This window comes from Pseudarthrobacter raffinosi, from assembly GCF_023913735.1.
GTDB lineage: Bacteria > Actinomycetota > Actinomycetes > Actinomycetales > Micrococcaceae > Arthrobacter > Arthrobacter raffinosi.
Genome location: NZ_JAMXBH010000019.1, coordinates 24,807 through 46,276, shown reverse-complemented (window position 1 = coordinate 46,276; position 21,470 = coordinate 24,807). Strand labels below are relative to the sequence as shown.

The window sequence follows — 21,470 nt, the reverse complement described above, 5'->3', positions numbered from 1 at the left end:
GCCCGCCCAACCACCCCCAAAGGACACCGCATGACAACTCCCCAACAGGACACTGCCCAAAAGCAGGTCGTCACGGACCACACGGTGCCGCCCCAGGCGCACGCCTCTGAATCGGCCCTGCACGCGGAGGACAAGGGTTACCACAAGAACCTCAAACCGCGGCAGATCCAGATGATCGCCATCGGCGGCGCGATCGGCACCGGCCTGTTCCTCGGCGCCGGCGGCCGCCTCAACGCCGCCGGCCCCTCGCTGGTCATCGCCTACGCCGTCTGCGGTTTCTTCGCGTTCCTCATCCTGCGGGCCCTCGGCGAACTGGTCCTGCACCGCCCCTCATCAGGCTCGTTCGTCTCCTACGCCCGCGAATTCTTCGGCGAGAAAGCCGCGTTCGTCTCCGGCTGGTTCTACTGGATCAACTGGGCCACCACCACCATCGTGGACATCACCGCCGCCGCACTCTACATGAACTTCTTCGGCAACTACATCCCCTGGATGGCCGAAGTACCGCAGTGGGCCTGGGCCCTCATCGCCCTGCTGGTGGTGCTCTGCCTGAACCTCGTCTCCGTAAAGGTGTTCGGCGAGATGGAATTCTGGTTCGCCCTGATCAAGGTCGCCGCACTGGTGGTCTTCCTCGTGGTGGGCACCTACTTCGTCATCTTCGGCACCCCCGTGGACGGCCAGCAGGTGGGCCTCAGCCTCCTCTCGGACAACGGCGGTATCTTCCCCAACGGCCTGCTCCCCATGATCATCCTGATGCAAGGCGTCCTGTTCGCCTACGCCTCCATTGAACTCGTCGGCACCGCCGCCGGCGAAACCGAAAACCCGGAAAAGATCATGCCCAAGGCCATCAACTCCGTAGTCTTCCGGATCGCGGTCTTCTACGTCGGCTCCGTCATCCTGCTCGCCCTCCTGCTGCCCTACACCTCCTACGAAAAGGGCGTCAGCCCGTTCGTGACATTCTTCGGCTCCATCGGCATCCAGGGCGTGGACGTCATCATGAACCTGGTGGTCCTCACCGCCGCGCTCTCCTCCCTCAACGCCGGCCTATACTCCACCGGCCGCATACTCCGGTCCATGTCCGTGAACGGCTCCGCCCCGAAATTCGCGGGCCGCATGAACAAAGCCGGCGTCCCCTACGGCGGCATCGCCATCACCGCCGGCGTGTCCCTCCTCGGCGTCCCGCTGAACTACCTCGTCCCCGCACAGGCCTTCGAAATCGTGCTGAACGTCGCGTCCGTGGGCATCGTCATGACCTGGGCAACCATTGTGCTCTGCCAGATCCAGCTCCAACGCTGGGCGAACAAAGGCTGGCTCAAACGCCCCTCCTTCCGGATGTTCGGCGCCCCGTACACCGGCTACCTCTCACTGCTCTTCCTCGTCAGCGTCCTGGTGATGGTCTTCATCGACTCACCCCTCACCATGCTCGTCACCGCCATCGCCTCCGCACTCATGGTCGTCGGCTGGTACGCCTGCCGCCAACGAATCCGTGAGATCGCCGAAACCCGCGAAGGCTTCACCGGCACCGCCCCCGTCATCGCCAACCCGCCCGCGGAGACCTTCAAGAAGTAACGCCCTGCCGGCCAGCTGGCCGTGACGTCCGACGGCGGCACCTGGGTTCTGTTTCCACGGAACCCGGGTGCCGCCGCCGTCGTCACTTCCGCAGTCCTCTTGACGCCTGACAGGCGCAGGTCTAACGTCGGCCGCATCCTGCTGTTTCAACGTCGAACCCAGTTAAGGAGCATCAGTATCATGCCGGAATTCATGGACGTTCATCGCAACATGGTCGGAATCACCCAGGAAGCTTTGCAAGCAGCCCACGACGCCGATCTCGCCATTCAAAGCGACGAGAGCGTTGACTTCAAATCTGCCTGGGCAGATCCCGAGTCAGGTTTGGTTTACTGCCTGTCCGAGGCCCCCTCAGAGGAAGCTGTACGGCGTATCCACGAGCGCGCGGGCCACCCCGCCGACGAGGTCCACCCCGTTCCGATCAAGGTCTGATCAGGCAGCAGAGTACGACGGCGGCACCTGGGTTCTGTGGACACGGAACCCAGGTGCCGCCGTCGTACTTTTTGTAATGCAACGCTCCCGCAACCCTTCGCCGAGGGCTGATCGCCTATGCTCAGCAGAGCGCCTCACAGCGCCTTTTGCAGTTCGACGACGAAGCTCAATGACCCGTTCAATGACGAACCACCCGGGAGACACGGCATGACCAACTGGCGCATCAGGGATTTCCATTCAGCAGACCTGGACGGGATCCTGCACCTCTGGGAGTCGCTCAAGGCCACTGATGTGGAGCCCGTCTATGCCCTCTCCGAGGTGCTGGCATCCTGCGAGAAAGACCACGCGGTGGTGGCGGTGCAGGGCGATCAGGTGGTGGGCGCCGCCGTCGGACGCGCCGCGCATGACCAGGGCTGGATCGTCTTCCTGGCCACTCTCCCTGAATATCGCGGGCGCGGGATCGGCACGTCACTGCTCGCCGCCGTCGAAAACCGCATGGCCCCGCATGGGCTCAACAAGCTCTCCGCGCTGATGCCGGAAGCGGAGACCCGGGTGGAGGCGTTCCTCAGCCGCGGCTTCGCGCTCAAGAAGAACCTGCGTTATTTCGAGCGGACCATCCCCGTCCAGCGTCAGGAGCTCGGCGCGTTGGGCCAGTTGGGCGGCCGGATCCTAGCCCGGGACTTGTGGGAGAACGTGGCCGGCATGCGCAAGGAAAAGGAACTCCTGGAGCGCCGGCTGGTCCTGCCCCTCGCGGAGGCCGACCTCGCCGATGAATACGGTGTGGTGCCGCCGCGTGCCGTGGTGCTGTTCGGTCCTCCCGGCACCGGCAAGACCACGTTTGCGAAGGCCATCGCGTCCCGGCTCGAGTGGCCGTTCGTGGAGGTTTTCCCGTCCCGTCTGGCCTCAGATCCCAAGGGCCTCGCCGGCGCCCTGCGCGAAACATTCCTCGAGATCGCGGAGCTGGAGCACTGCGTGGTGTTCATCGACGAGGTGGAAGAGATCGCCTCCCAGCGCTCGGGTGAACCGCCGTCGCCCCTGCAGGGCGTCACCAACGAGCTCCTGAAGATCATCCCGGCGTTCCGCGAACAGCCCGGCCGCCTGCTGGTTTGCGCCACGAACTTCATCCGCGCGCTGGACACCGCCTTCCTGCGCCACGGCCGGTTCGACTACGTCATCCCCATCGGCCTCCCGGACCGCCAGGCCCGCGAAGCCATGTGGCAGCGCTTCATCCCGGCCGCCGTGGTGGACGATGTGGATGTGGAGCTCCTGGTGGAACGGACCGAGGGCTTCTCCCCAGCGGACATTGAGTACGCCGCCCGCAGCGCCTCCCAGCGCGCGCTGGAAAAGGCAGTGTACGACGACGGCGGCGCGGCTTCCGCGGGCAGCGTTTCAGTCCGCGAGGCGGTCCGGAAGGGGCCTTGCACCGAGGACTACCTCGACGCGATCGGCGATACCCGGACCACCGTGAGCCAGAAGGTCCACGAGCAGTTCCTCGAGGACATCGACGCACTGGGGCGGGTCTAGACCCAATGCCATTTACTTTGTGATTTTGGGTGTTTTTTTGAGTGGCCAGTTGGACATGATGTCAGCGGAGTTTTCCACATAGGGACTCACCCGCGCGGTCTTTGTCAGACCCTGCTGGGATGCTTTGAGTATGGGTAGCAGAGCAGCTGTGGCGACGGCGGAGGCCCTTTCGACGTCTTTCGCAGGGCTGGCTGTTGTGATCAGTGAAGCTGCCGAAGCCTCCGGTCCCTGGGAGGCTGATCCGTTGCGCCGGGTGGTGGGTGGTTTCCTGGACGGGCTGGCCGAGATCTCGCGGTTGGACGCGAAAAGTGCCGCCCTGAAGGCCTGGCTGGCTGCCGGTTACGGCGCCGCTGCCGAGGCCCTGGCGGGTCCGGCCGAGTCGCCGCAGGACCACACAGGTCAGGAGATGGCTGTCGTCGCTGAGGTCGCTTGCGCCCTGACGGTGAGTGAACGCAGTGCCGGTGCCCTGCTCGCCGAATCCCACGTACTGACCACGGCCTTGCCGCTGACGTTCGCGGCATTGCAGGCCGGGACGATTTCGTGGCAGCACGCCCGGATCATGGTCGACGAAACCACCAACCTTGACCTCACCGGGGCGCAGGCGTTGGAGGCACATTTCCTGGACCCCTTCGTCGTGAATCCGGCACGTGGCCGCGCCGGTGAGCTCATCCCCGGCCGGTTCCGGCACAAAGCCCGGACCTGGCGGGAGCGGCACCACCCGGTCAGCATCGAAAAGCGCCATACCAGGTGTGCCGCGGACCGACGGGTGGAGTATGCCCCGGACCGGGACGGTATGGCCTGGCTCTCCGCCTACCTGCCCGCGGATCAGTCCGCGGGGATCTGGGACCGTACCACCACCGCCGCCCGCGCCCTCCAAGGCCCCCATGAGGACCGGACCCTCACTCAGCTCCGCGCCGACACCGTTGCCACCTGGCTCCTCGGCGTAAACGCGGACTGCATCAGCGGCGGATCAAGCGGCATCACCGGCGGAACCGATCTCAGCTCTGGCCGGGAATCCGTCGGCGTGGGTGGCGGTATTCCCTCACCGCGGGCGCAGGTGCTGATCACGGTCCCGGTCATGGCGCTGCTCGGCCTCACCGATGAATCGGCCATGCTCGACGGATACGGGCCGACCCCGCCATCCATGGCCCGCCACCTGATCGCCGACGGTGCCGAATCCTTCCACCGCGTCCTGATCGATCCCCGCGACGGAGCACCGCTCGAGATCGGCCGGACCAGCTACCGGCTCACCAAAGCCCAACGCCAATGGCTACGACTACGCGACGGAAAATGCCCCTTCCCAGGCTGCAGCAACCACTCCCTCGACACCGAAGCGGACCACCTCCTCGCCTGGGCCCACGGCGGCACCACCGGCATCCCAAATCTCGGCCAACCCTGCCACAACACCACAGACTCAGACACACCACAGCCTGGAAACCCACCGCCGCCACAAAGAACGAACCACCCGGCTGGACATCACCCACCGGACGGCACTACGCGAGCGAACACCCCGACTGGGAACCACCGACCTGGCCACCTGAGATCCTTGAAGTGCTGGGCCACCAAGAACCTGACTCTCCACTATCTGACGACACCCCGCCCGAAGGTCTGCTCCCTGCAGATCGCTCGCCTGCGTGGGCCCAGCTGGGGTCAGCCCTCCAGGAACCGGAACCCTCTCCGGTATGGAGCCGGCCACGGCCCTGGCGGTAATCTTTGACCGGTGTCCGCAAACCCCCTCCGGCATGCCATGGCCCGCATGGGCGGCCGGGATCCGCATGAGAAGCACCGGGCCGCCACCCCGCTGGAACTCTTTTTCGACCTGACCTTTGTCATCGCCTTCGGGGTGGCCGGCAGCCGGTTCGCCACCAGATTGCGGAGGCCCACTTCGGCGCCGGGCTGCTCGGATTCTCCTTCGCGATGTTCGCCGTGATCTGGGCATGGATCAATTTCACGTGGTTCGCCAGCGCCTACGACACCGACGACTGGGTATTCCGGCTGGTCACCATGGTCCAGCTTCTCGGGGTGCTGATCCTGGCCATGGGCATTGAGACGATGTTCCACTCGCTCGTGGAGGGCGATCATGTGGACAACGCCGTGATGGTGGGCGGCTACGTGATCATGCGCCTGGCCTTGGTCTTCCAGTGGCTGCGCGCGGCACGGCAAGATCCGGCACGCCGGCGGACCTGCCAGCGGTACGCCACGTATCTTGGCGTGGTGCAGCTCGGCTGGATCGCGGTGCTCATCATTGAGGCGGACATCCTGACCACGTTCCTCGTGGCTGCGCCCCTGTTCATCCTGGAAATGGCCACACCCTACGCCGCGGAGCGCAGCATGCGGACCCCGTGGCACGCGCACCACATAGCCGAGCGCTACGGGCTACTCGCCATCATCGCCCTTGGCGAATGACTGATCGGGGCGATCGAAACCCTACGCGCCATTGTGGCCCACCATGGCTGGAGCGTCGACCCGGCGATGGTGGGATTCGGCGGAACGGCCCTCGCGTTCAGCATGTGGTGGATCTACTTCATCCTGCCCGCCGGCCCGGCCCTACATCTCCAGCGCCACCGGTCATTCTTCTTCGGCTACGCGCACATGCCCATCTTCGCTGCCATCGCCGCAACTGGCGCCGGGTTGCACGTGGCGGCCTACTATGTCGACCATGAGGCCCACATCAGCGCCGCCGTGGCCGTGGCCAGCATCGCGGTCCCCGTGGCGCTGTTCAAAGTCTCCCTGACCTGGCTCTTCAGCGTCATGATCTGCGTGGACCGGACCGTCATTGCCGTGGCGGCCGGCGTCGTGGCCGCGCTGGCGGGCAGCGTGGGACTTGCCACCGCCGGGGTTTCGGTGCCGATCTGCCTGCTGGTGGTTGTGCTGGCGCTGGGCGTGTCGATTGTCATTGATGAGAAGCGTGGAACCGAACGAATGAACGCCGCCCTGGAGCAGATGAAAGCAGGAGCCTAAGAGGCTCCGTCCGGCCGGCTGTCCGCCGCTTCCGGGGCCTGGACAGGCTCAGCGACGGGAGCGTCTTCGTAGGAGAGGTTCTCGTAGTCCGTGTCGTCTTCGTCGTCGAGCCTGTCGTCCAACTCCTTCAGCAGCCAGGGATTAACCCGTGCAAGGATCTTGCGGACTTCCTCGACGTCGACGGCGGCATACAGCACCGGACGGGCATCCCGGTACTTGGTGACCGGCGCTTTCTCCGGCCACTTCGCGGCCAGAGCCCTGACGCGTTCGGGCAGGGAATTGTGGGCATTGTCCGCGATCTTTACGAGGGCCGCGTCGTGGTCCTCGGCAATGAAATGCATCCCGGCCTGATAGTCATCGGGATTGTCGTGCAGCCTGTTGGTGACGCGTTCAATGATGTCCGCTGCCCGCTCGGAAACGCCCATATCCAGCAGTGCCTGCCGCGTGATGGGAGTGTCCTCGGCAATGTCATGAAGGTAACCGGCAATCCGGATATCGTCGTCGAAATCTGCCAGGGCATCACCTACCGCAATCACATGGTCACGGTAGGGCCGCTTGAGCTTGTCCTTCTGCCGATTGTGGGCCACCTCGGCCAGGACCTTCGCGGTCTCGACAGTGAATCGCGGTTGAGGGATTTGTGCTTCAGTGAATTCGGGTGCCGACATAGCTCCAGCCTACGCGTAGGGCAGCAAGTGGCCTCACGTCGGCGGGGCCGCAAGCCTCCGTTCGCGCGCTGCCTAGGGGCCGGTCCAGACCCACGGTTCCCGCGGGAGGTCCGCCGGGCGGAACTCCGGGAGTGCGTTTTCCAGCGTCCCGGCCGGCAGCCCCAGGGACTGCAGGATGAGGTTCCGCACGTCAGCGGCGGAAACGCCGGTACGGGCGAGATCGGCCAGCGTCACGGCGCCGTCGCGCTTGGCCAGCCGGGCGCCGTCGGAATTCACCACCATCGGCACATGCGTATATTCCGGGACAGGAATATTCAACAGCCACGCAAGATATGCCTGCCTGGGCGTGGACGGCAGCAGGTCATCGCCCCGCACAACCTGGTCGATGCCCTGCGCGGCGTCGTCCACCACGACGGCCAGGTTGTAGGCGGTCACGCCGTCGTTGCGGCGGAGGACAAAATCGTCCACCACGCCGATGAAATCACCGTGCAGCACATCCCGCACTGTGTACTCCGCTACCTCGGCGCGGAGCCGAATGGCAGCTGGCCGGGTGGAGCGTTTGAACTCCAGCTCGGCAGGATCGAGGTCCCGGCACGTGCCCGGATAGGCGCCCTGCGGCGCGTGCGGCGCGGACGGCGCCTCCTGGATTTCGCGGCGCGTGCAGAAGCATTCGTAGGTAAGGCCTGCGGCAGCCAGCCGCCCGATAGCTTCGGCGTAGACGGCGCCGCGGTCCGTCTGGCGCACGACGGCGCCGTCCCACGTCAGGCCCACGGCCTCCAGATCGCGGAGCTGCTCCGCCTCCGCGCCGGCCCGCGCCCGGTCAAGGTCCTCGACGCGCAGCAGGAAGTCGCGGCCGGAGGACCGGGCGAACAGCCAGGCAAGCATCGCGGTGCGGAGGTTTCCTACATGCAGTTCACCGGAAGGGCTGGGGGCAAAGCGGCCGGCAGGGGTCATGGACCAACCCTAGTCCGGGGCAGCACAAGAGCCCCTCAGCTACCGATGACTTCGGGGATCCGACGTCGGTGGCTCAGGGGCTCTTGCCGTGTGTGCAGAATGACCGTGGTGTGAACAAGTGTCAATCAGCGGCGTCCTCCTTGCGGGAGGCGGTGTCCAGTTGCCGGGTGGTGTGCCGGGTTCCTGTAGCCTGCGGGATTCGGCGGTAGCCTCAGCCCTTGTTGCCACAATTTGAGCAGACGCCATACAGTTGGCACAACTAGCAAGCATTTCGTTGGTCAGTCTGACCAATAGGGACCACAAGCTCCGACAGGAACTGATCAGATTGCAGCAATTGGACGCCACGGACAAGCGCATCATCAATGCCCTGGACGAGGACCCGCGCGCCCCCATCATGGTGCTGGCCCAGCGGCTGGGCCTGGCGCGCGGGACCGTCCAGTCGCGCCTGGAGCGGATGACGGCGTCGGGCGCTCTCCGTCCCAACAGCAGCCGGGTGCTCCCCTCCGCCCTGGGCAGGGGTGTGGCCGCGGCCGTCAGCGCCGAACTGGACCAGAGCCACCTCAACGAAGCCATCGCGGCCCTGCGAGAAATCCCCGAGGTCCTCGAATGCCATGCCCCTGCCGGCGACACCGACCTGCTGATCCGCGTGGTGGCCACCAGCCCGGACGACCTCTACCGCGTGTCCGAGGAGATCCGGCTCTGCCCCGGCATTGTCCGGACGTCCACCAGCATGTTCCTGCGGGAAGTCATCCCGTACCGGACCACCGGACTGTTGCAGGACTGAGCTCCGTCTCTCCGGGCCCGCACTCGACCCCGCACGGGGAGCTCTCCCCATCGCACTCGAAGCTGCTGAAGTCCGCAACGGCCGGGCTGGAGTCGGCCTCCAAGTCGGTGCTCGCCAACGCCGACGAGCAGGAGAAGGCCAGCGACGGGGCCGGCTCAGGCGGTGGCTCCGGGAGTAGTGGCAGCGGTTCCGGGAACGGCGTTGCACAGGACCTGACGGACCGGCCGAACGGCATGACCCCCGAAGAACGCCAGGAGTACCTCGGCAGCGAGGAATTCAGGCACTGGGCGCTTGAAAACCCCGAGGCTGCAAAGGCCGCCATGGATGCTGCCGCCGATTCTGGGCTGATCGACAAAAGCTCCGAGGAAGACGCGGATTTCCTCAGCGACTACTGGAACAACCAGGCAATGCTGGACATAGGCATCGACCCCGCCAGCTGGGACACCTCCAAAGGCACCGAACACAACTGGGAGACCATCAAGAAGGTCTACGACTTCTACGGCCAGGCGTACCTCTCCAACCCGGACCTGCAGTGGGCCGGCACGGCCAACATCAACACCAGGGACTCGGGAAAGATCAAGCTCACCATCGTTGCTCCGAGCGGCGAGATCAGTGGGGAAACGGACCGCATCCGATTGAACACCACGAACAAGCGGCCGGACTTCAGCGAGGTCACCTACTTCCTCACCGCTGGCTCTCCTGACGAGTATTTTGAGCTCATCCGGGACGGTGTGGCGCGGTACGGGATCGACGCCGACTCCGCCGAACGCTGGATCGCCGGTGCCCAGCTGGACCCGGAACGAAAGACCGATTTCTCCATCACCTCCGGCACCTCCACAGGCCTGGACGTGAACTACGACCTCCGGTACGACGGCGGCAAGGACACCCAGGTGATCATCGTCCACGTCCGCCCCACGGACTGAGGCAACGCAGGACGGACGCATCTCAAGGGCGCAAGCGCTACAGCGGCGGGCCCGCATTGGACTTGATGTTCTTCATCACCAGCGTGGACGTCAGCCGCTCAACCCCGGGCAGTGACGTGAGTTCGGCGTCGTAGAAGCGCTGGTAGCCGGGCAGGTCCTCGGCGATGACCTTCAACAGGTAGTCCGGGGAGCCGAACAGCCGCTGTGCCTCCACGATGTTGGGATTGTCCGCCACCCGGTTCTCGAAGATCTCCATGGTGGAGCGGTCCACCTGGCGCAAAGTCACAAAGACAATGGCCTCGAAACCCAGCCCGACGGCGGCCGGATCGATGTCCGCCTTGTAGCCGCGGATCACGCCCGATGCCTCCAGATCCCGGAGCCTCCGGTGGCATGGCGCCACCGTGAGCCCGACCTTCGCGGCCAGCGCCGTGGCGGTCATCCGGCCATCTTCTTTGAGGTGGCGCAAAATGTTTCTGTCAATGTGGTCAATCACGCAAATATCTTACCAATTCGGACTCAACCTGGGCGAAAAGGGTAAGCACTTATGGCCCGAAACTTCATAAGGTTTGTCCTATACCCATCGGACAGGAGCCCGCCATGAATCCCCAGTTGTTTTTCGCCTTTGTGCTGGTGGCTGTCGCCCTCGCCTGCACCCCCGGCGTGGACTGGGCGTACTCCATCACGGCCGGTCTGCGGCAGCGCAGCTTCGTCCCGGCCGTGGCCGGACTCTGCGGCGGCTACCTGCTGCACACACTGCTGATGGTGGCAGGCCTCGCGGCCCTGCTGTCCGGCCTGCCCGGCGTCCTGGGCTGGCTGACCGTGGCCGGCGCGGGCTACCTGCTGTGGCTGGGCATCAGCACCCTCCGCTCCTGGCGCGGGGCCTCCTTCAGTGCGGCAGACGCCGTCGGGAAGCCCGCCAACCAGCTCCGCACATTCCTTCAGGGCATGGGAACCAGCGGCATCAACCCCAAGGGGCTGCTGTTCTATGTGGCGCTGGTGCCGCAGTTCGTCAGCCCGGAGGCTTCCCTCCCGGTCCCCGTCCAGTCCGGCCTGCTGGGCCTGACGTTTGTCCTGCTGGCCGGGGCCGTCTACACCTGCGTGGCGCTGCTGGCCCGCAAACTCCTGCAGTCACGGCCCGGCGCCGCACGGACAGTCACCCTGGCCAGCGGCATCATCATGGTTGCCCTCGGCGTGGCGCTCCTCTCCGAGCAGCTGGTTCCGCTGGTTGCAAGGCTCACGCAGCAAGCCTAGGCTTTGCGCTCCATAAACCATTCCGTGAACTCCGACGCCCGACCGTCCGGTTCGAGGCGGATGACCCACAGGTTGTCGTAGCTGGGATTATCGCCGAGGTAGTCCGTGAAACCCTGCACAAAGGCCAGCCCGCCGTCGGTCCCCAGCCCGCTGTCCGCCCCCAACAGCGTCCACTCAAAGGTCCAGTTCCCGGGGCCGTCCGCCGCCTCCAGCCAGCGGTCCACGATCTGCTCGCGGCCCCGCCAGGCGTCGGCATCATGCGGCCGGGTGGCGTAGACGGCTTCCTCGGTGAACAGCGCCCTGATGTCCTCCGGGTCGTTGGAGGTCCACGCCGCGATGTACTTTTCCATCCAGGACCGCACTGCGTCGCTCATTCCTCCGTTGTACTCCGGGGCGGACTGGTCCACAAGGCAAGTCCACAAGGCAACGCCACCAGGCAAGTCCCTAAGGCCGCCATCACCCGGAGCCTATTTCCCGTCCAGGTTTTCCCACTCCTGCTCCCACAGCCGGCGCTCGTCGATGTCCTTGCGGATGACTTCGAACGTTTCCAGCTCCGCCGGCCGGCCGCGGAGCCAGTCCCGCGGGTTGAGGGATTTGCGGCCGTTGTCGAGCACCAGCAGGGCACGGTCGGTGAGGGCGTCGTTGCGGAGCACCACGTCCGTTTTCCGACGGCGGAGCACCTCCTTCAGGGCCTCGTGCGCCTTTGCGTGGGCGCCGAGCCGCCGGAGCGCGCGCCCGCGGAGCAGCAGCAGGGCCGCCGAGAGGTCGTCGGAGTTCAGCAGCCCCTCGGTCCAGATCACCACTTCCTTGTCGCGTCCCAGCGCGAACGCCAGTGCGCAGCGGGCCAAGGCTGAAGGCAACGACGGCGGCAGCCCGGCCACCGTCTGCAGCGCGGCTTCCAGCTGGCCCGTCTCCCGCAGGGAGTGCGACAGGGCCAGGAAGACCGATTCCTGGCTGAACAGCACCGGGACTTCGATGCGCTCGGCAACCTCCACCCGGGTGACCACGCGCGTGAGATAGGTGGCCGCATACTGGTTGGCGTCGTCGTCGTTCCTGATGGACAGGCCGCGCTGGAGGAGTTCGGACGCGCGCAGGTAGCCGCCGTGCTGGTAGGCCAGGAGCCCGGCCATGACGGAGCAGAGCCCCGCCCAGCCCGGATATGCGCGCCCCACGGCGATGAGCCGCTCCGGTTCCCTGCTGGTGAAGATGGCATCGTGGACTGCTTTGGGCGCCTTGCCCGGCATCCGCTTGAGCCTGGGGATCTCGCCGTCCACGGCAATCAGCGCGGCATCCCGGCCACCCAGCACACCATGGATCAGCCCGCCCACACTGCCGGCGAGTTCCCGGACGGGGGTCTGCAGGCGGGCGTTCCCGAACGGCGTCAGGTCACGGGTGTCCCGGTAGATCGGTCCTCTGGTATCCCCCGCGGTCATCTCTCCATGCTACGTGGCGGACCTGCTTGCACGCCCTACGTGGCCGCCGCGACCCAGAGCCCGATCACCCAGGTGCTGGCCGCCAGGCACGCGAGCCCGAACTCGGCCAGCATGCCCAGCCCGGTGGCCTTCAGGGCGGCCCAGCTGGTGGTGGTTGCGGTGCCGAAGTTCCGGGTGCGGAGGAACTCGCTGAGCAGCAGTCCCACGGCGAAACCCACAAAAAGCCCTACCACCGGGATGACGAACATGCCGGCCACACCCGCTGCCAGGCCGATCACCACACTGCGGTTGGGAATGCTGTGCTCCCTGAGCTTCCGTCCGGTCAGCACGGCGCTGGCAGCCATACCGGCCAGCACAAACACCATTCCCACCGCGAAGACCACCCAGCCCGTGGCCCCGGCACCGCCCCAGATGGCCCACGCCAGCAGGCTGAGCCCGATCAGGAAGCTGCCGGGCAGGATGGGGATGATGGTGCCCGCCACCCCCACCAGGATCGCCAGGCCGCACAGGATGCTCACCACGGTTTCGGAGTTCATGAGCCCCAGTTTAGGGCGGCGCAGCGGTGAGCCCGGCAGCTTAACGCCCGACGGCGGCGCGTCCCCTGCGCGGGGAGGCACCGCCGTCGGGCGTTGTGTCAGCGTGTGGCTGCGGAGGTTTACTCGGCTTCCACGGCGGCGGCGACTGCAGCCGTCACTGCCGGGGCAACGCGCGGGTCCAGCGGGCTGGGCACGATGTAGTCCACCGAAAGGTCAGCTTCCGCGAGTTCGGCAATGGCGCGGGCCGCGGCGAGTTTCATGGCGGGCGTGATCCGGCGGGCGCCGGCGTCCAGCGCGCCGCGGAAGATTCCGGGGAAGGCCAGGACGTTGTTGATCTGGTTGGGGAAGTCGCTGCGGCCGGTGGCCACCACGGCGGCGTACTTGGCGGCCACCTCGGGCAGGACTTCGGGGTCCGGGTTGGAAAGGGCAAACACGATGGAGTCGGCGTTCATCAGCTTCAGGTGTGCCTCGTCCAGCTTCGAGGAGGAAACCCCGATGAACACGTCAGCACCAAGCAGCGCTTCGCCTGGGCCGCCCGTGACGCTGCGGGGGTTGCTGCGCTGCGCCATCTGGGACTTCTTGCTCTGCGGGTCGGCGGCAATGTCGGCCCGCTCGCGGTTGATGACACCCTTGGAGTCGAGCAGGACAACATCCGTGATGCCGGCGGCGAGCAGGATTTCGGCGACGGCGATGCCTGCAGCTCCGGCGCCGGAAACCACCACGCGGAGTTCTGCGAGTTCGCGGCCGGTGACCTTGGCGGCGTTCGTCAGGGCGGCGAGGGCCACCACGGCGGTGCCGTGCTGGTCATCATGCATGACCGGGCAGTCCAGCGCCTCGATCAGCTTCTCTTCCAGCTCGAAGCAACGGGGGGCCGAGATGTCCTCAAGGTTGACGGCGCCGAAGCTGGGGCGGAGGCGGACCAGGGTTTCCACGATCTCGTCAACGTCCGTGGTGTTCAGGACCAGGGGAATGGAATCCAGCTCGCCGAAGGTCTTGAACAGGGCGGACTTGCCCTCCATCACGGGCAGTGAGGCGGCGGCGCCGATGTTGCCCAGACCCAGCACTGCGGTACCGTCGCTGACCACAACCACCAGGCGCTGCGCCCAGGTGAGGGTCTTGGCGAGTTCCGGGTTGTTGTGGATGGCGCGGCTGACCTCGGCCACACCGGGGGTGTAGGCGATGGACAGGTCGCGCTTGTTGGACAGCGGGACCGTGCTTGTCACCGAGAGCTTCCCGCCCTGGTGGGCGTCGAAGATCTCGGCTTCGGTCAGGGCAGTGGCTGCTGAATTGTCGGTCGGTGCGATTACGTCAATGGACACGTCGTTGTCTCCTGGGGCTAGCCGTGGGCGCACGGCGCAGAAAGGCTCAAGCACAGGGAGGCTCAAGGTGGAATTCGTTGCTTCTTGGGCCCAGAGGTGGCGGGCCCGGGGTGAAGCCCTTGCAGATGCGGGTTGCCAGCCACTCCGGTCCTGCCATAATAAACAGCGCCCACGCGCCAGAAAGTGCATTCGACGCTCCGAGACCGTGCCAAATCGTTTAATCAGGCCGATTTGTGAGCCACATCACGGCATAAAGACGTATTTATTGGCTTACTGGTCTAGACCAGTTACGCCGATCGGTGGGCCTCACGGGCCCCGGCAGCCACCGGAGCAAGCAAGGTGCAGGCCTTTTTGAGGTCCTCTTCGGCCTCAAAGAGCGAAAGCCGGCGGTTGCGGACGGACTGGACCAGACCAGTGACGGTCAGCAGGAGCACGCGGGCCGCTACGGCGTCGTCGGAGGCGGTGGCTACAGCCGATTCGCTCAGGGCATCGATTTCATGCAGGAGTGCCGTGGTGTCCTTGTCCTTGAGGTACACGCAGCGGCTCAGGCACTGCTCGACGGCGGGCTGCATCACCCGCATATGGAAGATCTCCATCACCACGCCGGTGAGGGCGCGGCCACCGAAGCTGGCCGCCGACGTGCGGGCCCTGCCCTGAAGCTCGTCCAGCTGCTGGCGGTAGAGGGACAGCATCATGTGGTTGGCCGTGGGGAAATAGCGGTAGACGGTGCCCAACGGCACGCCGGACTTTTCCGAAATTTCCGCGAGGTCCACGGACTCCAGCCCTTTGCGGGCAAACCCTGCGGCAGACTCAAGGACGCGCGTGTAGCGGAGCCGCTGACGCGGCGTGGAGGGCCGGGCGGCCATGGACGGATGGGCTGAAAGGGTCTCGGGCATCAGGATTCCGGGGTTGTGTTCTTATGGTGCAGCGGCAGGGAGAGTCCCCATCCCGTGTGCCTGCAGTCCGCCTCAACTATACGCGGCACAGGCAAAAGCCGGAATCAGTCCACGCCCTTGATCTTGACCACGAACACAGCGCCCAGCAGGCCGATGACGGCGGCCGTGGTGAACAACGTGACGTACCCTCCCAGGAACTGCAGGGATAGGAAGGCGATCAGCGGGGCGAACACCTGCGGCAGCGAGTTGGCCACGTTGATGACCCCCATGTCCTTGCCCCGGTCGGCAGCCTTCGGGAGCACTTGCGTGAGCAGCGCGAAGTCCACCGCCAGGTAGGCGCCGAATCCGATGCCGAGCACCGCCGCCCCCGCCAAGGCCCCCGGCCACACCGGGAAGAACGCCATGATCAGTCCGGCGATGGCGATCGTGGCGGACGAGCCGATCACAAACGGCTTGCGTTTGCCCACCCGGTCACTCCACGGTCCGGCGAGCACCGCGGTGATCATGACCATCACCGCATAAATTCCCGTGAGGATCAGGACGCCCAGCGCCGGGTCCTCATGCTTGATGACGTCCCGCAGGAAAAAGAGCAGGTAAACGATGGTGAGCTGGTTGCCCACGTTGACCAGGAAGCGGGTGAGCCAGGCCCAGCCAAAGTCAGGGTGGCGGGCCGGGCTGATCCAGAAACCGCGCAGGAATCCGGTCCAGGTGAACGGCGGCCGGGCCTCCCGCGGGAGCGGGGGATCATTCCGGTGGAAGAGATACGGCAGCACGGAGAACAGCAGGGCGGCCGCACACATCGTGTACCCCACCATGAAGTTTCCCGAGACCACCGCGCCGAAAACTGCGCCGAGCAGGATTCCCAGGGTCTGGCCCATGGCTGCCAGCCCGCCTACTCCGCCGCGCTGCAGGACCGGCACGCGGTCCGGGACGGCCGCGGTGATGGCCGCGTAGGCAGCGTTGGCACCGAGCTGGACCAGGCACCAGAAGAGGACCATCAGGGCCACCGCCGTGGCTCCGGACATCGCCAGCAACGCAGCCGTAGCCAGGACGGCGCCGGCCAGGACCCACGGGGCACGCCGGCCGAAGCCTGAGACGGTCCGGTCGGACAGGGCCCCAAACAGCGGGTTGGCCACCAGCGAGACGGCGGCGCCACAGCCCGTCACCAGGGACAGGATGGCTTCCTTGTTGAGGGCGTCAATGCTGATGGCCTGCTGGCCGATGAACACATTGATGGGGCCGAAGAAGGCGGCGTTGATGCCGACGTTGACCAGCACCAGCCCGGTCACCCAGCGCGCGGTGACCTTCTGCGTCGGCTCGGCGAGCGCCGCCGTCGGGCTTTCCGATCCCGCCCCGGGAACCGACGCTGCGCTGGGATCCGGTGCTGCGGGTGTGTTGGACAGGCTCATGCTGCTTCCCCCTGGAACGGTTGGTGATTCTGAAAATCAGACTATCGTGGGCTGCATCGCCCCGCTTGCCTTACGGCGCTTGCCTGGTGTGGCGATGGACAGCGCGCAGCCCCCACGACACTGAACACCTGGAGATCCAATGACCGCATCTGCTGGCAACACCAACAGCCCCGTCAACACCGCCGATCTGTACGATGAGCGCGGCGAGGACCTGGCGTCCGTTTCACTCCAGTTCCAGTCCCTCGGCGGCCGTTCACACTTCAGCGGCCCGGTGCGGACCATCCGCTGCTTCCAGGACAACGCCCTGGTCAAGTCCACCCTGGCCACCCCCGGCAATGGCGCCGTGCTGGTGGTGGACGGCGGCGGTTCGCTGGGCACGGCCCTGATGGGGGACATGATCGCCGAGAGCGCCGTGGCGAACGGCTGGGCCGGCGTCGTAATTAACGGCGCCATCCGCGACCGCGAGGCGATCGCCCAACTGGATCTGGGCGTCAAGGCGCTGGGCAGCAACCCGCGCAAGAGCGCCAAGGCCGGCGCCGGTGAGGTTGACGTGGATGTAGTGCTCGACGGCGTGACCTTCCGTCCCGGCGTCACCGTCTGGTGCGATCCGGACGGCATCCTCGTGGAGCGCTGATTTGGGTCCTCCAGTTCGGGCGGGGGCCCGGGCGGGAGCGGCGGTTCCGGAAGAAATCTCCGGCAGCGGGAATGAAACGCGAACTAACATAGTTACTGAAAGCAACTATCGAGCGTCATCCCTTTTTCTTTCCTGGAGAAGCCATGTCCAAAACAACCGCTGTGCGTGCCGCCGGCGAAACCCTGACACAGCGTCAGATCGTCACCGTGATGGTGGGGCTCATGCTGGGGATGTTCCTGGCATCCCTGGACCAGACCATCGTGTCCACCTCCATCTACACCATCGCCAACGACCTGGACGGGCTGTCCCTCCAGGCGTGGGCCACCACCGCCTACCTCATCACGTCCACGGTCAGCACGCCGCTGTACGGCAAGCTGAGCGATATTTTCGGCCGCCGTCCGCTGTACCTGATCGCCATCGTCATCTTCCTGGTCGGCTCGCTCTACGCCGGCTCAGTGCACTCCATGACCGAGCTGGCCATCGCCCGCGGCGTCCAGGGCCTGGGCGCCGGCGGCCTGCTGGCCCTCGCGCTGACCATCATCGGTGACATCGTGTCCCTCAAGGACCGGGCCAAGTACCAGGGCTACTTTATGTCGGTGTTCGGCATCTCCTCCGTGCTCGGCCCCGTGGTGGGCGGCGCGTTCGCAGGGTCGGCCAACATCCTGGGCTTTGACGGCTGGCGCTGGGTGTTCTTCATCAACCTGCCCATCGGTCTGGCGGCCCTGGCCGTGGTGTTTATGTTCCTGCACCTGCCGGCCAAGCACGTGAAGCAGAAGATCGACTACTTCGGCGCAGCCGCCATCACTCTCGCCATCGTCCCGCTGCTCCTGGTGGCGGAACAGGGCCGCAGCTGGGGCTTTGCGTCGCTGAACTCCTTCCTTTGCTACGGCCTGGGCGCGGTTGGCATCCTCTGGTTCCTGCTGGCCGAAAAACGCGCCGGGGACTACGCCCTGATCCCGCTTCGGCTCTTCCGGAACGCCACTTTTGGCCTGTCCTCGCTGCTGAACTTCATCATCGGCATCGGCATGTTCGGCGCCATCGCCATGCTGCCCATGTACCTGCAGCTGGTCAAGGGGCTCACGCCCACCGAAGCCGGCCTGATGATGATCACCTTCACCCTCGGCATCCTGACCGGTTCCATCACCGCGGGCCGCACCATTTCGGCGTCGGGCACGTACCGGATCTTCCCCATTGTGGGTACTGGCATTCTCACCGTCGCCGCGCTGGTTATGGGACTGTCCCTGGGCGTGGAAACGGGCCTCTGGGTTCCCGGCGTGATCGCCGTGTTCTTCGGCATGGGCCTCGGTTTCTGCATGCAGCCGCTTACGCTGGCCATGCAGGTCTCCGTGCCCCCGAAGGACATGGGTGTAGGCACCTCCTCCGCGGCGTTCTTCCGGTCCATGGGCGGCGCGGTGGGCACGGCCGTGTTCATCTCCATGCTGTTCAGCCTGGCCGCGAGCCGGATCGCCGACACGATGAAGTCAGCCATGTCCAGTGCCGACTACCAGGCCGTGCTGCGCGACCCGGCCGTGGCCGCGGACCCCGCCAACGCCAAGCTGTACGAGTTCTTCCAGAACGGGGCATCGAACGAATCGCTCAATGACACCAGCTGGCTCCATACGGCCAACAGCGTGCTGACCCGCCCCATCACGGAGGGCTTCGCCTACGCGATCGACACCGTGATGCTCACCGCCGCCGTGCTCACCGGGATCGCGTTCCTGATCAGCTTCGCCCTGCCGAACAAGAAGCTGACGGATCCGAAGGTCGCCCCGCGGGGAGACACAGCTGCGGTGGCGGCCCACTAGCTCCCCCGGGTTCCGCGCGGTGAGCGGAGTCCTGTCACGGCAGGCAGTCTTTTGGGCTGCTGCCGATGTCGTTCCGCGGAATCCCGGGCTTTTCCGTGCCGACCGGCCCAAAAGCGTGCCCTGCGTGACGCGCGGGCGCACCGGACCCCTTACGGAGGTGGAAGACGACGACGGCGGCACACCCCGCCGTCGTCGGCTTTCTGTTTCGGAGGGTACAAGTCGCAAGTGGAACGGCGGGCGGTGACGTGCCACACTGTTTAGCGCGTGTGCGCCGGCCATAAGCCGGTCCCGCAGCCGACGACGTCCGCACCGCGTCCACCCCACCCCCAAATCTCAGGGAGCAGCATGCCCACCGCCAAGGAGCAGACCACCGCCAAGATCCCGTAGCGGGTGATCTGGCTGGCACTCGCAGGCGCGGTGGGTGGATTCCTGTTCGGCTTCGACTCCTCCGTGGTGAACGGTGCAGTGGACGCCATCAAGGACGAGTTCGCGCTCTCCGAGGCCGTCACCGGCTTTGCCGTGGCCATCGCCCTGCTGGGCTGCGCGGCAGGCGCCTTCCTCGCCGGCAAAGTCGCCGACCGGTACGGCCGCATCCCCGCTATGAAGCTCGGCGCGCTGCTGTTCCTGGTCAGCGCCATCGGAACCGGCTTCGCGTTCGGCGTCTGGGACCTGATCTTCTGGCGCCTGGTGGGCGGCCTGGGCATCGGCCTGGCCTCGGTGATCGCACCCGCGTATATTTCCGAGATTTCCCCGCGGCAGGTCCGTGGCCGGCTGGCGTCGCTGCAGCAGCTGGCCATCACCACCGGTATCTTCGCCGCACTCCTGTCCGACGCGCTCTTCGCCACCACCGCCGGCGGCGCGGACCAGGCCTTCTGGCTGGGCCTGGAAGCCTGGCGCTGGATGTTCCTCGCCGCGGCGGTTCCTGCCGTGGTCTACGGCTGGATCGCCTACACCCTCCCGGAATCCCCGCGGTTCCTGGTGTTCCAGGGCAAAGAAGACGAAGCCCGCAAGGTGTTCGACTCCATCGCCCCGTCCGAGGACACGGACCGGCACATCCGCGAGATCCAGGACGCCATCGAAGAGGACAAGCTGTCCGGCCAGAAAGGCTCGCTCCGCGGCAAGACCTTCGGCCTGCAGGCAGTGGTCTGGGTGGGCATCGTCCTTTCCGTCCTGCAGCAGTTCGTTGGCATCAACGTGATCTTCTACTACTCCACCACGCTGTGGAAGGCCGTCGGTTTCCAGGAGAAGGACTCGCTCACCATCTCGGTGGCAACCTCCATCACCAACATCCTGGTGACACTCGTGGCCATCGCCCTGGTGGACCGGATCGGCCGCCGCCCCATTCTCCTGGCCGGGTCCATCGGCATGGCGGTCTCACTGGGCACCATGGCCTTGGCGTTCTCGGCCGCGGTCGGTTCAGGCTCCGAGATCTCCCTGCCGGGTGCCTGGGGTCCGGTGGCCCTCATGGCAGCCAACATCTTTGTGGTCAGCTTCGGCGCCTCCTGGGGCCCGCTGGTCTGGGTCCTCCTTGGTGAGATCTTCCCGTCCCGGATCCGTGCCCGCGCCCTGGGCCTGGCCGCCGCCGCGCAATGGGTGGCCAACTTTGCCATCACGCTCAGCTTCCCGGTGATGGCCGCCGCTTCCCTGCCGCTGACCTACGCCATGTACGCGCTGTTCGCGGCGTCGTTCTTCTTTGTGATGTTCAAGGTGCCGGAAACCAACGGCATGTCCCTGGAGCAGGCCGAAACGCTGTTTGTGCCCAAGGGTTCCAAGAAGGCCTGACGCCGGGTCAGAGAGTAAGCTTCATGCCCTCATGGCTGGCGTCAAAGCCGAGCCGCTGGTAGAACCGGTGGGCGGCCGTCCGCGACTTGTGCGTGGTCAGCTGCAGCAGCGTGCAGCCGCGGCGCCTGGATTCCTCGATCGCCCACCCCACCATCAGGTTTCCCAGGCCCTGGCCCCGAAGGCTGCCCGCCACGCGGACCGCCTCAAGCTGCGAGCGCCACGAGCCCTGCCGCGAGATGCCGGGCAGGAAGCTCAACTGGAAGGTGGCCACGACGCGGCCGTCAGCTGCCCCAGCCGGCACGTGCTCGCCCACCACCAGCAAATGGCACGCGTCGGCGTCGATCGCTTCGAAGGCCCGCTCGTAAGGCGCCATGTCGTGGCCCAGTTCTCGGCTGGCGCCGAGGGAATCGTCGGCCAGCAGTGCCACGATGGCGGGCAGGTCCGCGGACACGGCGTGCCGGAGGCGGAAGGTCCCGCCGTCGACGTCGGCGGTCAGCAAGGCGGTCAGGGCGCCGGGGTTCGTGGTCATCTCCCCAGCATTCCACAAGGCTCGCGAACCTCTCCCCCCGAGACCCTCTCTCACTTTCGGTGCCTTAAAC

At 66.0% G+C, this 21,470-nt stretch carries 19 protein-coding genes and 2 pseudogenes; 11 read left to right on the top strand and 10 right to left on the bottom strand.

Annotated features, from left to right (window positions below):
- The first annotated feature begins 30 nt into the window (after positions 1-30).
- The 5 genes and pseudogenes from NG698_RS16755 to NG698_RS16735 all read left to right on the top strand — a co-directional run bounded on the left by NG698_RS16755 (position 31) and on the right by NG698_RS16735 (position 6,480).
- Complete coding sequence (locus tag NG698_RS16755; protein ID WP_252611118.1) at positions 31-1,566, top strand: amino acid permease; 1,536 nt, start codon at positions 31-33, stop codon at positions 1,564-1,566.
- Positions 1,567-1,746: 180 nt separating this feature from the next.
- Positions 1,747-1,995 (top strand): SCO4226 family nickel-binding protein, encoded by a 249-nt coding sequence (locus NG698_RS16750; RefSeq protein WP_252564463.1) that lies wholly within the window; start codon positions 1,747-1,749, stop codon positions 1,993-1,995.
- A gap of 207 nt (positions 1,996-2,202) precedes the next feature.
- Positions 2,203-3,519 (top strand): ATP-binding protein, encoded by a 1,317-nt coding sequence (locus NG698_RS16745; protein WP_252611115.1) that lies wholly within the window; start codon positions 2,203-2,205, stop codon positions 3,517-3,519.
- Positions 3,520-3,649: 130 nt separating this feature from the next.
- A pseudogene (locus tag NG698_RS16740) lies at positions 3,650-5,229 on the top strand (HNH endonuclease signature motif containing protein).
- Positions 5,230-5,239: 10 nt separating this feature from the next.
- Positions 5,240-6,480, top strand: a pseudogene (locus NG698_RS16735) (low temperature requirement protein A).
- On the opposite strand, the gene NG698_RS16730 reads toward NG698_RS16735, so the two are convergent.
- Positions 6,477-7,145: a phosphohydrolase gene (locus NG698_RS16730; protein WP_252599607.1), complete on the bottom strand. Its 669-nt coding sequence runs from the start codon at positions 7,143-7,145 to the stop codon at positions 6,477-6,479. The pseudogene NG698_RS16735 and the gene NG698_RS16730 overlap by 4 nt on opposite strands.
- A 72-nt stretch (positions 7,146-7,217) precedes the next feature.
- On the bottom strand, positions 7,218-8,099 hold the full coding sequence (gene gluQRS / locus NG698_RS16725; RefSeq protein WP_252611113.1) for a tRNA glutamyl-Q(34) synthetase GluQRS: 882 nt from the start codon (positions 8,097-8,099) through the stop codon (positions 7,218-7,220).
- 325 nt (positions 8,100-8,424) lie between these two features.
- On the opposite strand from gluQRS, the gene NG698_RS16720 reads away from it, so the two are divergent.
- Together NG698_RS16720 and NG698_RS16715 are read left to right on the top strand one after the other, a co-directional pair.
- Positions 8,425-8,883: an Lrp/AsnC family transcriptional regulator gene (locus NG698_RS16720; protein WP_252611111.1), complete on the top strand. Its 459-nt coding sequence runs from the start codon at positions 8,425-8,427 to the stop codon at positions 8,881-8,883.
- A 107-nt stretch (positions 8,884-8,990) separates the two neighbouring features.
- Complete coding sequence (locus NG698_RS16715; protein ID WP_252611110.1) at positions 8,991-9,806, top strand: hypothetical protein; 816 nt, start codon at positions 8,991-8,993, stop codon at positions 9,804-9,806.
- A gap of 37 nt (positions 9,807-9,843) precedes the next feature.
- Here the strand turns inward: NG698_RS16715 and NG698_RS16710 are convergent, their stop codons facing one another.
- Positions 9,844-10,299 (bottom strand): Lrp/AsnC family transcriptional regulator, encoded by a 456-nt coding sequence (locus tag NG698_RS16710; protein ID WP_141138772.1) that lies wholly within the window; start codon positions 10,297-10,299, stop codon positions 9,844-9,846.
- 104 nt (positions 10,300-10,403) lie between these two features.
- On the opposite strand from NG698_RS16710, the gene NG698_RS16705 reads away from it, so the two are divergent.
- A complete protein-coding gene (locus NG698_RS16705; RefSeq protein WP_252611108.1) occupies positions 10,404-11,057 on the top strand; it encodes a LysE family translocator in 654 nt (217 codons plus the stop codon).
- Here the strand turns inward: NG698_RS16705 and NG698_RS16700 are convergent.
- The 6 genes from NG698_RS16700 to NG698_RS16675 form a co-directional block, all read right to left on the bottom strand.
- On the bottom strand, positions 11,054-11,431 hold the full coding sequence (locus NG698_RS16700; protein WP_252611106.1) for a YybH family protein: 378 nt from the start codon (positions 11,429-11,431) through the stop codon (positions 11,054-11,056). The two genes, NG698_RS16705 and NG698_RS16700, sit on opposite strands and share 4 nt — an antisense overlap.
- A 93-nt stretch (positions 11,432-11,524) precedes the next feature.
- Entirely contained in the window at positions 11,525-12,490 is a 966-nt protein-coding gene (locus NG698_RS16695) for a hypothetical protein (protein ID WP_252599614.1), read from the bottom strand.
- Between the two features lie 35 nt (positions 12,491-12,525).
- On the bottom strand, positions 12,526-13,026 hold the full coding sequence (locus tag NG698_RS16690; protein WP_252599615.1) for a DUF456 domain-containing protein: 501 nt from the start codon (positions 13,024-13,026) through the stop codon (positions 12,526-12,528).
- A 119-nt stretch (positions 13,027-13,145) separates the two neighbouring features.
- Positions 13,146-14,345 carry an NAD(P)-dependent malic enzyme gene (locus NG698_RS16685; RefSeq protein WP_252611104.1) on the bottom strand — a complete coding sequence of 400 codons (1,200 nt, stop codon included), beginning with the start codon at positions 14,343-14,345 and terminating at the stop codon, positions 13,146-13,148.
- Between the two features lie 287 nt (positions 14,346-14,632).
- On the bottom strand, positions 14,633-15,241 hold the full coding sequence (locus NG698_RS16680) for a TetR/AcrR family transcriptional regulator (RefSeq protein WP_252611102.1): 609 nt from the start codon (positions 15,239-15,241) through the stop codon (positions 14,633-14,635).
- A gap of 104 nt (positions 15,242-15,345) precedes the next feature.
- Positions 15,346-16,650, bottom strand: coding sequence for an MFS transporter (locus tag NG698_RS16675; RefSeq protein WP_252599618.1), 1,305 nt, complete (start codon positions 16,648-16,650; stop codon positions 15,346-15,348).
- A 139-nt stretch (positions 16,651-16,789) separates the two neighbouring features.
- On the opposite strand from NG698_RS16675, the gene rraA reads away from it, so the two are divergent.
- The 3 genes from rraA to NG698_RS16660 all read left to right on the top strand — a co-directional run bounded on the left by rraA (position 16,790) and on the right by NG698_RS16660 (position 20,871).
- Positions 16,790-17,284, top strand: coding sequence for a ribonuclease E activity regulator RraA (rraA, locus tag NG698_RS16670; RefSeq protein WP_252599619.1), 495 nt, complete (start codon positions 16,790-16,792; stop codon positions 17,282-17,284).
- 143 nt (positions 17,285-17,427) lie between these two features.
- Positions 17,428-19,089 (top strand): MDR family MFS transporter, encoded by a 1,662-nt coding sequence (locus NG698_RS16665; protein ID WP_252611100.1) that lies wholly within the window; start codon positions 17,428-17,430, stop codon positions 19,087-19,089.
- A 390-nt stretch (positions 19,090-19,479) separates the two neighbouring features.
- Entirely contained in the window at positions 19,480-20,871 is a 1,392-nt protein-coding gene (locus NG698_RS16660) for a sugar porter family MFS transporter (RefSeq protein WP_252611099.1), read from the top strand.
- A 7-nt stretch (positions 20,872-20,878) separates the two neighbouring features.
- Here NG698_RS16660 and NG698_RS16655 read toward each other — a convergent pair whose 3' ends face one another.
- Entirely contained in the window at positions 20,879-21,400 is a 522-nt protein-coding gene (locus tag NG698_RS16655) for a GNAT family N-acetyltransferase (RefSeq protein ID WP_252599622.1), read from the bottom strand.
- Between the last annotated feature and the right edge of the window lie 70 nt (positions 21,401-21,470).

Excerpts from the sequence above, each read along its gene's own strand:
- NG698_RS16675 (WP_252599618.1), bottom strand. The coding sequence starts at position 16,650 with ATGAGCCTGTCCAACACACCCGCAGCACCGGATCCCAGCGCAGCGTCG.
- NG698_RS16700 (WP_252611106.1), bottom strand. The coding sequence starts at position 11,431 with ATGAGCGACGCAGTGCGGTCCTGGATGGAAAAGTACATCGCGGCGTGG.
- NG698_RS16655 (WP_252599622.1), bottom strand. The coding sequence starts at position 21,400 with ATGACCACGAACCCCGGCGCCCTGACCGCCTTGCTGACCGCCGACGTC.
- gluQRS (WP_252611113.1), bottom strand. The coding sequence starts at position 8,099 with ATGACCCCTGCCGGCCGCTTTGCCCCCAGCCCTTCCGGTGAACTGCAT.
- NG698_RS16690 (WP_252599615.1), bottom strand. The coding sequence starts at position 13,026 with ATGAACTCCGAAACCGTGGTGAGCATCCTGTGCGGCCTGGCGATCCTG.
- rraA (WP_252599619.1), top strand. The coding sequence starts at position 16,790 with ATGACCGCATCTGCTGGCAACACCAACAGCCCCGTCAACACCGCCGAT.
- NG698_RS16750 (WP_252564463.1), top strand. The coding sequence starts at position 1,747 with ATGCCGGAATTCATGGACGTTCATCGCAACATGGTCGGAATCACCCAG.
- NG698_RS16665 (WP_252611100.1), top strand. The coding sequence starts at position 17,428 with ATGTCCAAAACAACCGCTGTGCGTGCCGCCGGCGAAACCCTGACACAG.
- NG698_RS16705 (WP_252611108.1), top strand. The coding sequence starts at position 10,404 with ATGAATCCCCAGTTGTTTTTCGCCTTTGTGCTGGTGGCTGTCGCCCTC.
- NG698_RS16730 (WP_252599607.1), bottom strand. The coding sequence starts at position 7,145 with ATGTCGGCACCCGAATTCACTGAAGCACAAATCCCTCAACCGCGATTC.
- NG698_RS16680 (WP_252611102.1), bottom strand. The coding sequence starts at position 15,241 with ATGCCCGAGACCCTTTCAGCCCATCCGTCCATGGCCGCCCGGCCCTCC.
- NG698_RS16695 (WP_252599614.1), bottom strand. The coding sequence starts at position 12,490 with ATGACCGCGGGGGATACCAGAGGACCGATCTACCGGGACACCCGTGAC.
- NG698_RS16745 (WP_252611115.1), top strand. The coding sequence starts at position 2,203 with ATGACCAACTGGCGCATCAGGGATTTCCATTCAGCAGACCTGGACGGG.
- NG698_RS16755 (WP_252611118.1), top strand. The coding sequence starts at position 31 with ATGACAACTCCCCAACAGGACACTGCCCAAAAGCAGGTCGTCACGGAC.